General features: G+C 38.1%; 11 protein-coding genes, 1 rRNA gene and 2 pseudogenes. 11 read left to right on the top strand and 3 right to left on the bottom strand.

Going from position 1 to position 11,356, the window contains the following annotated elements; translation table 11 throughout:
* Nucleotides 1–59 precede the first annotated feature (59 nt).
* Nucleotides 60–174 (top strand): 5S ribosomal RNA (rrf, locus tag JCM19043_RS15075).
* 103 nt (nucleotides 175–277) lie between these two features.
* On the opposite strand, the pseudogene JCM19043_RS15080 reads toward rrf, so the two are convergent.
* A pseudogene (locus JCM19043_RS15080) lies at nucleotides 278–1,528 on the bottom strand (NAD(P)/FAD-dependent oxidoreductase); the annotation flags it as partial.
* A gap of 279 nt (nucleotides 1,529–1,807) precedes the next feature.
* Between JCM19043_RS15080 and JCM19043_RS15085 the strand changes: the two are divergent.
* Both JCM19043_RS15085 and JCM19043_RS15090 read left to right on the top strand, forming a co-directional pair.
* On the top strand, nucleotides 1,808–3,418 hold the full coding sequence (locus JCM19043_RS15085; protein ID WP_369813905.1) for an oligosaccharide flippase family protein: 1,611 nt from the start codon (nucleotides 1,808–1,810) through the stop codon (nucleotides 3,416–3,418).
* Nucleotides 3,419–3,477: 59 nt separating this feature from the next.
* Nucleotides 3,478–4,190, top strand: a pseudogene (locus JCM19043_RS15090) (pseudouridine synthase).
* A 58-nt stretch (nucleotides 4,191–4,248) separates the two neighbouring features.
* Here JCM19043_RS15090 and JCM19043_RS15095 read toward each other — a convergent pair.
* The gene (locus JCM19043_RS15095; protein ID WP_082394595.1) at nucleotides 4,249–4,467 is read right to left on the bottom strand and encodes an HTH domain-containing protein; all 219 of its coding nucleotides are present in this window, start codon (nucleotides 4,465–4,467) and stop codon (nucleotides 4,249–4,251) included.
* 138 nt (nucleotides 4,468–4,605) lie between these two features.
* On the opposite strand from JCM19043_RS15095, the gene thpR reads away from it, so the two are divergent.
* The 5 genes from thpR (at nucleotide 4,606) to trmB (ending at nucleotide 7,664) form a co-directional block, all read left to right on the top strand.
* Nucleotides 4,606–5,166, top strand: coding sequence for an RNA 2',3'-cyclic phosphodiesterase (gene thpR, locus JCM19043_RS15100; RefSeq protein ID WP_062323810.1), 561 nt, complete (start codon nucleotides 4,606–4,608; stop codon nucleotides 5,164–5,166).
* 27 nt (nucleotides 5,167–5,193) lie between these two features.
* Complete coding sequence (locus tag JCM19043_RS15105; protein WP_062323812.1) at nucleotides 5,194–6,099, top strand: nuclease-related domain-containing protein; 906 nt, start codon at nucleotides 5,194–5,196, stop codon at nucleotides 6,097–6,099.
* Between the two features lie 120 nt (nucleotides 6,100–6,219).
* The gene (locus JCM19043_RS15110; protein ID WP_231631578.1) at nucleotides 6,220–6,855 is read left to right on the top strand and encodes a phosphotransferase family protein; all 636 of its coding nucleotides are present in this window, start codon (nucleotides 6,220–6,222) and stop codon (nucleotides 6,853–6,855) included.
* Nucleotides 6,834–7,013 carry a hypothetical protein gene (locus JCM19043_RS17910; RefSeq protein WP_231631577.1) on the top strand — a complete coding sequence of 60 codons (180 nt, stop codon included), beginning with the start codon at nucleotides 6,834–6,836 and terminating at the stop codon, nucleotides 7,011–7,013. Before JCM19043_RS15110 ends, JCM19043_RS17910 begins: the two co-directional genes overlap by 22 nt.
* A 9-nt stretch (nucleotides 7,014–7,022) precedes the next feature.
* A complete protein-coding gene (trmB, locus tag JCM19043_RS15115; protein WP_062323815.1) occupies nucleotides 7,023–7,664 on the top strand; it encodes a tRNA (guanosine(46)-N7)-methyltransferase TrmB in 642 nt (213 codons plus the stop codon).
* Nucleotides 7,665–7,755: 91 nt separating this feature from the next.
* Here trmB and JCM19043_RS15120 read toward each other — a convergent pair whose 3' ends face one another.
* Nucleotides 7,756–8,070: a PepSY domain-containing protein gene (locus JCM19043_RS15120; RefSeq protein WP_062323817.1), complete on the bottom strand. Its 315-nt coding sequence runs from the start codon at nucleotides 8,068–8,070 to the stop codon at nucleotides 7,756–7,758.
* A 219-nt stretch (nucleotides 8,071–8,289) separates the two neighbouring features.
* Between JCM19043_RS15120 and JCM19043_RS15125 the strand changes: the two genes are divergently transcribed.
* The 3 genes from JCM19043_RS15125 to JCM19043_RS15135 all read left to right on the top strand — a co-directional run bounded on the left by JCM19043_RS15125 (nucleotide 8,290) and on the right by JCM19043_RS15135 (nucleotide 10,635).
* A complete protein-coding gene (locus tag JCM19043_RS15125; RefSeq protein ID WP_062323819.1) occupies nucleotides 8,290–9,354 on the top strand; it encodes a M42 family metallopeptidase in 1,065 nt (354 codons plus the stop codon).
* 68 nt (nucleotides 9,355–9,422) lie between these two features.
* A complete protein-coding gene (locus JCM19043_RS15130; RefSeq protein ID WP_062323821.1) occupies nucleotides 9,423–9,932 on the top strand; it encodes a DUF84 family protein in 510 nt (169 codons plus the stop codon).
* Between the two features lie 169 nt (nucleotides 9,933–10,101).
* Nucleotides 10,102–10,635 (top strand): hypothetical protein, encoded by a 534-nt coding sequence (locus tag JCM19043_RS15135; RefSeq protein ID WP_062323823.1) that lies wholly within the window; start codon nucleotides 10,102–10,104, stop codon nucleotides 10,633–10,635.
* Nucleotides 10,636–11,356 lie beyond the last annotated feature (721 nt).

Here is an 11,356-nt window from a genome sequence, read left to right on the forward strand (position 1 = left end):
TAAATTTTTATTTGATGATTGTTTACTTCTTATCTAGTTTTCAGGGTATAACCCTATGGTTTAGTGACAATAGCGAAGAGGTCACACCTGTTCCCATGCCGAACACAGTAGTTAAGCTCTTCAGCGCCGATGGTAGTTGGGCTTAAGCCCCGCGAGAGTAGGACGTCGCTAAGCAAATGGAAACTTCAAGATTAAATTCTTGAAGTTTTTTTGTGTTTTCTATTAAAAAACTCTTTACAATTAACACGGTGGTTAATCGTAAAGAGATCGAATTAAAACTAAGCCAAGCCGCGTTTTGACCGGCATTATGTCCAGTCACGAGTGCTGCTGTAATATTGTAGCCACCAGTATAGCCATGGATATCGAGAATCTCACCAGAGAAAAATAACCGTGGCATCAGTTTTGACTCAAGTGTCGTTGGATTAACTTCCTTAATAGACACGCCACCACCTGTCACAAAGGCCTTTTCAAGTGGTAAAGAACCAATTGCTTTTAGTTCAAAGTGTTTCACGTCATGGATGAAAAGACGCAATTGTTCATTGGAAATATTGGCTCCTTTTAAATCTAAATCAATCGCATTTTTTTCTAAAATAAAGTGCAGGTACCGTTCTGGCATCAAACCTTTTAAAATAGTTTTGATGGCTTTTTTAGGGGAGTCCGTAATCCTTTTGGTCAGTTCATCAAAAAGTTGCTCTTCTGTTTCAGTAGGTAAAGCATCAATGAATAATGAGACGTGTTTTTGTCCTTGCTTTAATAATTTCACCACATATTGTGAACAGCGAAGAACAGCGGGGCCAGAAAAGCCAAAATGCGTAAACAACATGTCCATTTGGTGGGTCACCACATGTTTTCCGCTAGCATCTTTCACCGTTAAAGCAACATCGCGCAAAGCAAGACCTTGTAACGTTTTATTTTTAATAAAGGATTGATTGGATAAAAGAGGCACTTCGGTAGGATAAAGATCGGTGATCGTGTGTCCCGCTTTTTTAGCCCACGGGTAGCCATCTCCTGTAGAGCCCGTGTGTGGAACCGCTTTTCCACCAACCGCGACTACGACAGATTTCGTGGTAATTTTCCGACCATCTTCTAAGATGATAGTATGGGTATCCTCACCGTAATCAATGGCGGTAACTTTTGTTTCCGTCATGACTTTTACTCCTTGCTTTGCCAGTTGATTAATTAATGCGTTCACGACATCTTTCGACTGATTGCTGACAGGAAACATCCGGCCATGGTCTTCTTCTTTAAGTTCTACTCCTAAATCAGTGAAAAATTGAATAATATCTTCATTATCAAAGACAGAAAAAGCACTATATAAAAACCGCCCATTTCCAGGAATATGTTTGATAATTTCATCTTTAGGTAGGCGGCTAGTAACATTGCAGCGCCCACCACCAGAAATCGCCAACTTTTTACCAAGTTTCTTTCCTTTCTCAATTAAAATGGTGTCAACCCCTTGCTCACTAGCCGCAATGGCTGCCATCAATCCACTCGGGCCACCACCTATAACAACTACATTTGTCTTCATATTTAAACCTCCGTTATAGTTAAATCAAGTCACAGATCCTCAAACGATTATTTTTGTGCAATGAAAAACGTGCGCCTATGAGACGTCACGTCAAAAAGTTTGTTTATGACCAATGGTCTTATTCTATCAAACCCTACGTAAAAAAACTAGTAACTAAGTGTTTGATTATAGGTTTACTTTTTTGATATAGTTATCACCTGTTTTGTGATAAAATATGTATGTATGTCAAATGACTGATGAATTTTTTAAAGAATAGGTGAAAATATGTCGAAGAATACGATGTTACGGGGAACTTTATTGTTAACGGGTGCCTCGTTTATTTCAAAGCTATTAGGAATGCTTTATACGATCCCGTTTGAAAGCTTAGTCGGTGCAACTGGGGGAAAACTATATGGATTAGCTTACGGTCCTTATACCATCTTTATAAGTCTGTCAACGGTAGGAATTCCTTTAGCCGTGTCAAAATTTGTTGCGAAGTACAATTCATTGGGGGATTATAAAACAAGCAGACGCATGTATAATATGGCCTTACGACTCATGTTTGTCACAGGTATTGTGGCTTTTTTACTCCTCTTTTTTGGTGCTAACCTGTTAGCCAAGATTTATATTCCAGATAATGCTGAAGGCATTACGGTCGATGATGTTGCCATGGTGATTAAGATGGTCAGTTTTGCGCTCCTTATTATTCCATCGATGAGTATTACGCGAGGCTTTTTTCAAGGCTTCCAGTCCATGGGTCCAACAGCTATCTCACAAGTGATTGAACAAATCGTTCGCATTGCTTTTTTACTCATCAGTGTTTATATGGTTCTCAATGTTTTTGATGGAACGACGGTGACAGCAGTTGGGTTTGCAACGTTCTCCGCCTTTATTGGTGCGCTTGCCAGCTTGTTTGTATTAATACTGTACTGGAACAAAAGAAAGCATCACTTAAACCACTACATTGAACAACAGCGGGTAAGACCAGTGAAGTTATCAAATAAAGAACTCTTTATTGAACTGTTTCAATATGCAGGCCCGTTTGTTTTTGTGGGGCTGGCCATTCCGTTGTATCAACAAATTGATGCGATTACGTTCTCGCGTACGTTACTAGATGCAGGCCTAACACAATTAGAAGTGGACAATGCTTTTTCAAACATTAATTTATACGGACATAAATTAATTATGATTCCGATTACGTTAGCAACAGGCATGTCCCTATCAAGCTTACCAACACTGACAAAATCATTTGTTGAAAACAATCGCCCGCGATTATATCAACAAATTAATCAGTCACTTCAGGTGATTATGTTGCTTATTTTACCAGCAGTCGTAGGGATGAGCTTATTATCGAATCAAATTTGGGGCGCCTTTTATGGTATCAACGATTTCATAACATTTAATGGTGAAATCCTTGGTTGGTATGCGCCGGTCGCGTTATTTTTCGCGCTATTTACTGTGACATCATCGATTTTACAGAGTATCAATCAGCAACGGTTTGCGCTCTATAGCCTAGGGATTGGCCTAGTGTTAAAAGCTGTCTTAAACATTCCATTGATGATGGCTTTCGGACCAGTAGGGGCAGTTATTTCTACGTGGATCGCTTCTTTAGGTACAGTCATCAGTAATTTATTCAGAATTCGACGGGCGATTGCGTTCCCATTAAAAGCTTTACTGAAACGTTCCAGTCTTATGTTGATTTTTGCTGGGTTTATGTCGATGGCTGTTCTAGCTGTACAATTCGTTATGTCACAATGGGTTAACTATACCGATGGGCGTTTAAGCAGCATCTTGATTTTAATACCAGCGGTCACAGTAGGGGCCTATATTTATCTGTGGTTCAGTTATCGCTCGACATTGTTAGAGCGTGTGATGGGTGAGCGGATTAAGAGATTAGAACGCTTTTTCTAATATGATGGATGTATAACAAATATAAATATATAAATATTGAATCAACGAAGGAGTCACACATGCGAATTGATAAGTTATTAGCCAACTCAGGCTATGGTTCACGAAAAGAAGTAAAACAATTACTCAAAAAAGGACAAGTGACGGTGAATGGTTTGGAGGTTAAACAACCAAAAGAACATGTGGATCCGACACTTGATGCAGTGGAAGTGTTAGGTGAAAAACTACAATACCAAGAATTTGTCTATTTTATGTTAAATAAACCACCTGGTGTCGTTAGCGCAACAGAAGATACGCGTGATGAGACGGTAATTGATTTATTGGAATTAGCGGACCAAGTAAGGTCACCCTTTCCTGTCGGCCGTCTAGATAAGGATACCGAAGGTTTACTGTTATTAACGAATGATGGTAAACTTGCGCATCAATTACTGTCACCGAAAAAAGATGTTGGTAAACGATACTATGCGACCGTCGCAGGTTACGTTACTGAATCCGACATCGTCGCCTTTAAACATGGCGTGACATTAGATGATGGCTATCAGACGAAGCTGCTGAATTGACCATTCTTAATAGTAGCGAGACATCAGAAATTGAACTAGTTATTTCAGAAGGGAAATTTCATCAAGTGAAGCGCATGTTCGAAGCTGTTGGTAAACAAGTGACCTATTTAAAGCGATTAAAGATGGGCGAATTAGAACTAGATCCTTCGCTTGAATTAGGGGAATATCGTGAGTTAACAGAGGAAGAACTATCTTATTTAAGAGGTCTAAAATAAGACAAAAAAATAAGCTGCCAAGTTAGACAGCGTGTTACGCAGTATAATGTTGTGGCGATTAAGAGATCTTCACTTTCTTTTTCGTCACATCCCATTGTCCCTTATGCGGACTCTGGACCAGACCGTTATAGCTTAAAACGTGTAAATCACGTTGCGCTGTCCGGTCAGTAATCTCAAACTCATTGGCAATCTCTGTCGTTGAAACGGGTCCGTTCTCTTTAATAAAAAGATAGACGGCTTTTACGCGAGTTAGCATCCGGTTTGTAGATTGACTCAAAAAACCACTCCCTATATCAAATTAATGAATCCTGTGGTGTTCTTAATCTCTTTTAACTATATTTTACACCGTTTTTAATAAAAATTCTACACTTTCAATGAAAATTAATGATTTCTTAATAGAAGAAGAGGTGGGTATATGACGCATTATTTCTTAGCCCTTCGATTTAATAAGAAAACACATGACAGGATTCATCAAGTAAGTCAATATGTGAAAGAAATAATCATAGAAGACAGTTATAAAAGATGGGTGGATTATGTTGATTATCATTTAACGTTACATTTCTTTGGTCCACTAGAAGACAAAGAAGCAGTGATGAACATAATGAAACGATTAGCTATTCCACCGCTATCATTAACCTTTTCTCATATTAATGGTTTTGGTCAATCGGGCGGTTACAGAGTTCTTTACTTAGAGCCAAAAGAAACGGATGTCCTACGCAATTTATATGAGTCGATCCAAGAAGAATTAAGCTTAAAAGGATTTCCAACAGCACAACGGCCATTTCGTCCACACGTCACCTTAGCAAAAAAGTGTCAAACACCGTGGAATAAAGAAAATGTTTTGTCACGTATCAATCGGACGTTAATGGCTACTTCCTTCCCGATTGATGTAAGACCTATCAGTGTGGCCTTATATAAAATAGAACCAAACAAGATACCGACCTATAGGGTTGTTTATGACATACCGATTAGATAGTGCCGTTTTAGCGAGAGGAGTGTGACAATGGCTCAATTAATCAAATTAGAAAATTATATATCACGATATGAACAAGATCCCTTTCATTATCCAAGTCAATATATTCGCTTGAAACAAGAGCAATGGCAACAGTTACGACAGGCATTTGAAAATCCTAAAGTACCTGAACAGATTGAAGAAGTAAAAGAGCCAACGTCATTTTTTAATCAGTGGCGTAAAAGAAAAAAGGAAACGGATGAAACGGACATTGAGGATGAACCGCTTCATGCTTTACCACAAACAGAAGATCAATTAAAAGTCTATTACTTAAATCAGCTCTATCAATTTCAATTAAAATGGGCATCATCAACCATTACCCAAATGTCGTTTATTGATCGTGTCTACGAAGATGATTTAGTACTGAAATATTTATTGCAGCGGTTTCCAGATACGTATTTAGTGATGTATCATCCCATCTTTCGTTTAAAAAAAGCGGAAGTTGAAGCAGATATTATCGTTGTTACGCCGTTTGATATTTATATCATTAAATTAGTAGAGTTTTCTTCAGAGACAAAAATTATCGCAGGTGATGATCGCCAATGGCAAAAAGAAGAACGGTCTGTTAGAAGCAACTTTATAAGCCCATTATTATCATTAAAACGAACGGATAAGATTGTGAAAAGTATTTTAAAATATAAAGAAGTCGATATGCCTGTGACGAAAATGGTGCTCTCAAGAAGTAATGCCATTGACTACCATTTAGAGCCGTTTCAAACGGTCTATATTGATAAAGAGCAACATGAGGCATGGTTATTGAAGCAACGCCAACTAAAGACAACATTAAAGCATAAACAACTAAAAGCAATCGGTGCCCTTTTATCTTTTAGTGATACGGTTAGTTTTAATCGTCCGGAATGGCAAAGGGAAGAGACAGACCAGTTCAACTGGGAATAAATAACGCTTGATTTTTACCCCCTCAATAGGTTAATCTAGGTATAGTGTTTTCTTAAATAAAATGGCTATTTGACGCTATTTTTGTCAAATGAAGTGAAAGGAGTATGCATTGTGCAGTATATGTTAGGCGATGAATGGACAATTGAATCTGCAGGTGGAGCAACGGGTGAAGCTTATTTTGCTCAGTCAGAGAATAAACGGTTATTCTTGAAAAGAAATTCTTCACCATTTTTAGCCGTGTTATCTGCGCAAGGTATTGTTCCTAAACTTGTTTGGACAAAGCGTTTAGAAAATGGTGACGTCATCACTGCCCAAGAATGGTTAGATGGCAGTGAGTTAAATCCAGAGGTGCTACAACATCCAAAGGTGGCTGAATTATTAGGTCGCATTCATCATTCAACCGAACTACTTGATATGTTGACCCGTATGGGCAAAAAAGCAATGAATCCGATGGAATTATTCCGAGAATTGAAGCAAATGATGCTGTCGCAATCATCCGGTCATACCAAATATCTCGTTATTAAGCGAGCGATTCAATTTATGGATGCTCATTTAAATCAAGTCATTGGTGTGAAACCAGTTGTCTGTCACTGTGATTTAAATCATAATAATTGGTTATTTACTGATAAAGGTGAATTATATTTGATTGATTGGGATAATGCTGAAATAGGTGATCCAGCTATTGATTTAGGCATGTTATTCCAACGCTATATCCCTGAACCAGAGTGGGATACGTGGCTTCATACTATGGTGTGACAGAAGACCAGAATTTAGCTATTCGGATGCATTGGTATATGTTATATGAAGCTATTATCGATTTTCATCAATTACAAACCGTTGAAGATGCAATGGTAAAAGAACAAGAAATTAACGATATATTAACACGCGCAATGCGTTTAGTAAGAGAAAGGTGAGACTCACTCATGCGAGCAAGACATAAACCATGGGCTGATGATTATTTACAGGAACATCCTGAGTACGTCATCTTAAACCCATTAGATAAAAAAGGCAAGTGGCGTGACGTGTTTGGCAATGACCAACCCATTCATTTAGAAATTGGGGCAGGCAAAGGTCGCTTTGTGATGGGTATGGCGAAACAACACCCCGATATTAACTTTATTGCGATTGAACTTGCTAAAAGTATTATTGTCAGTGCGGTAGAAAAGGCAGTGGAAGAACAACCGAAAAATGTTAAATTGCTAAATTTTGATGCAAGTGATTTACGCGATTTGTTTGAAGATCATGAAATCGATCAAATTTATTTAAATTTTTCTGATCCATGGCCGAAAAATCGCCACGAAAAAAGACGACTCACTTATCATACCTTCTTAACTCAGTACCAACAGGTATTAAAATCTGATAGTAAACTTGTATTTAAAACGGATAATCGTGGTTTATTTGAATACAGTTTAATGAGTTTTTCACACTTTAATATGCTGATTGATGATGTGAGTTTAGACTTACATGAAGACAACGATCCGCTTAATGTGATGACAGAATATGAGGAGAAGTTCTCAAAGCGTGGTCATCCTATCTACCGAGTAGAAGCATCTTTTAAATCATAACAACGACAGAGAAAAGTATATGTCTAACAGCATGTGCTTTTTTTCTTTTTCAAGAAAAAAGCCTACGGTCATTGACCGTAGGCTTTAGTGTTTAATTAGTAATTTTTGTGTCAACAATCACACCTGTATAAGCATCAACATAGAACTCATACTGTGTATGTACATCATTTTCCGTACGGGTAATACCCCCGCGATAAACGGTATAGTTTAAACCGTGTAATGCTAATGTTTCAGTTTTCATATAAATCCATGAACCGCTGACAGGTCCTGCTTCCTTAAAACGTTCTTTTGCACGTTTAAGCGCATGCTCAGGCTTAATCGGCATGGCATCTAACTGACTTTTAATTGTGTAACCTAACAGTGTACCAACGCCAAGTGCAAAGAGTATTTTTTTACATTGCTTCATGAACAATCACCTCAACTTTTTAGTCTCATTGACAGTATAACCTATTTTTAGCTGTTTGAAAAATGGAATCTAATATTTTCGTTATTGTTTTACAGGGATGCAAATGTCTCTGTCTTAGAGATGTTAATCCTAAGACGTTGGTTCTACTTCTAGACCTAGCAAATTCACTTCAAATTCGGTACAATAGAAAAGGAAATGAAAATTGGGAGGTCTAGACGATTGAATAAAGAGACATTAGACATGTTTAAAACATTAACAGAATTACCTGGTGCGCCTGGTGACGAATCGCGTGTACGCGCGTATATGAAAGAAGAGTTAAGTAAGTATAGTGATAAACTTATTTATGACAAATTAGGTGGCGTTTTTGGTGTAAAACACGGGAATGGACCTAAAGTGATGGTGGCGGGTCATATGGATGAAGTAGGTTTTATGGTCACTCAAATCACGAAAAACGGGATGATTCGTTTTCAGCCATTAGGTGGTTGGTGGAATCAAGTTATGCTTGCCCAACGCGTTCAAGTTATAACAGACAACGGTCCGGTCATCGGTGTGATTGGTTCGATTCCTCCACATAATTTAACGCCAGAACAGCGTCAGAAGCCAATGGAAATGAAAAACATGCTGATTGATATTGGAGCGGATGATGAAGCTGATGCGAAAAACATCGGAATTAAGCCAGGCCAATCAATCTTACCAGTCATGCCATTTACCCCGATGGCAAATGAGAAAAAAATCTTAGCAAAGGCTTGGGACAATCGTTATGGTTGTGGCCTCGCGATTGACTTATTAAAAGAATTAAAAAATGATACGTTACCAAATACACTCTATTCTGGTGCAACTGTTCAAGAAGAAGTTGGGTTAAGGGGAGCGCAAGTAGCGGCCAATATGATTGACCCAGATATTTTTTATGCCTTAGATGCATCTCCAGCGAATGATATGTCTGGTGATGATAAGGAATTTGGCCAATTAGGTAAGGGTGCGCTGCTACGTATCTTTGATAAGAGCATGATCACGCATCACGGATTGCGCGACTTTGTATTAGATACAGCTGAATCCAATGATATTCCGTACCAATATTTTATTTCACAAGGTGGAACGGATGCTGGACGGGTACATTTAGCTAATAAAGGTGTTCCATCAGCTGTTGTGGGTATTTGCTCACGTTATATTCATACGCATGGATCGATTATTCATGTAGATGATTATGCAGCAGCGAAAGAACTGATTACAACATTAGTGAAAAACACGGATCAAACAACGATTGATACGTTGACAACGTACTAATCTTAAAAGAGTAGGGGCTCCTACTCTTTTTGCTTGATATAAAAAATGTGAAAATGAGGAATGATCGTATGGAAATCGTATTAGGTTCAAAAAATAAAGCCAAGCAACAAGCCGTAATGGAAGTATTTAAGGACGCCGTCATTCATACAACGGATGCGCCTTCTGATGTGAGCGCTCAACCTTTTTCAGACCAGGAAACGCTGACAGGCGCCATTAACCGGTCTATTTTTTCTCGTAACACGCTTGAACATGGGATTGGCATTGGCTTAGAAGGTGGAATAATGGAGATAAAAGGACAACTCTATTTAACAAATTGGGGCGCTTTAACTGATGAAACACATCAGATTTATGTCGCAAGTGGGGCGCGGGTGCCGATTCCCTCACCCATAGCTGATGCTTTAAAACCAGGGATTGAATTAGGTGATGTCATGGAAAAATATACTCAAGATCATCACATCCGCCATCACCAAGGGGCAATTGGTATTTTTACTGATGGTCTCATCACGCGGGATAAAATGTTTGAACATGTATTACTTCAGTTAAAAGGTCAATACTTGGCAAAATTAATTCAACAATAAATTTAACAGATGTTACTGTTAATATGACAAATAGATAACAATTGTGTGTAAATCACGTGTCCTTACTTGACGTTAATGAGAATCAAGGTATAGTAGACTATGGTTAGCGTTATGAAGACGTAAACTAAGCTATAAACTACAAAACTTACTATACAAGGGAGACCTATTTATGAAACGCATGTTATATATTATTTTAATTGGACTGTCATTAGTGCTTGTAGCTTGTGGACCCTCAGAGTCAGAAGTGATCACCGAACTTGAACAAGTTGCGACAACACAATTTGACCAACAAGTACACGAGCCAAATCAAACCTTAACGTATTTCTCACTTTATTTACCGGAAGGTTATAAAATTGACAGCAATGATGAGACGAATGTTGTCATAAGACAAACGGATCAACTGTATTTACTCTTTCATAACCCATTCGAAGATAAACAAAGTCGCACGTACTATGAGTCACTTGAGGTATTAGAAGATACAACTTATTTACAATCGTTTGAAGGTGAAGATTACTTCGGTTATATTTACTTACGTCCATTAGAGTCTGACTATGAATTACAAGTTGGCATCGGTGGTACGAAAATAACGACGCAAACAACATTAGATCAAGTTCAAACCGAAGCGAGTCAACTCATAACAATCTTGACTTCAATCGATACAAACCAAACAGATGAACAAACTGAAACAGAAACGACAGACTAAGCACTGTCGTTTTTTGGTGAATGACGTTGGCGAACAAAAATATCCGTCTCATCACTATGTGAAATGACCATCGAATGTTGCTTGATATTCAAGATCCAAATATAACTTTTGAAGAAGGATGTCTTTATGATGATAAAGTAAAAGGAAAGTCGTGTTGCTATGTAGAGGGAAAGCTACCCCATACACTAACAACTTGCGCTTTTTGTGGTATTAAAAATGAGACATAATGCTTTAAGAGTAAGGTCTGTGGAAAGACGTTTACGACGATAACAGCTCTTGTTGAAAAATATACGAAAGTACGTGTATTAACCAAGGCGGCATAAGCACAGTCTTTAAAAGATAATGCTCAGAATATGACCTCGTCTCCCGCAACGGTTATTACGAAAGAATCGAAAAAGTATACCTCTTATCATGCGCTATTACCTCAGCAACTTTCTTTTGACGAATTTTAATACACCAAGGGTCTGATGGCCTTTGAATATACTCATGCGGAAATGGGTGGTAATCTTGAGTACCGAGACGATAGAAACATTAAAATTCACGCCATTTCACTAGCGTCGCATAAATATAATTAGAATATTCCGAACGAGTTTCAATTATTTTTTTGACAAAAAAGGAAGCATCCGAATAAAGGTAGTGATCATCCGTTTTTTAACTATTTTAAAATTCAGAGTGACAGATAGTTAGTTAGATGCTTCACGGCACTGATTTCCCTTGAATC

Source organism: Halolactibacillus sp. JCM 19043 (assembly GCF_001310395.1).
Classification (GTDB): domain Bacteria; phylum Bacillota; class Bacilli; order Bacillales; family Amphibacillaceae; genus Halolactibacillus; species Halolactibacillus miurensis.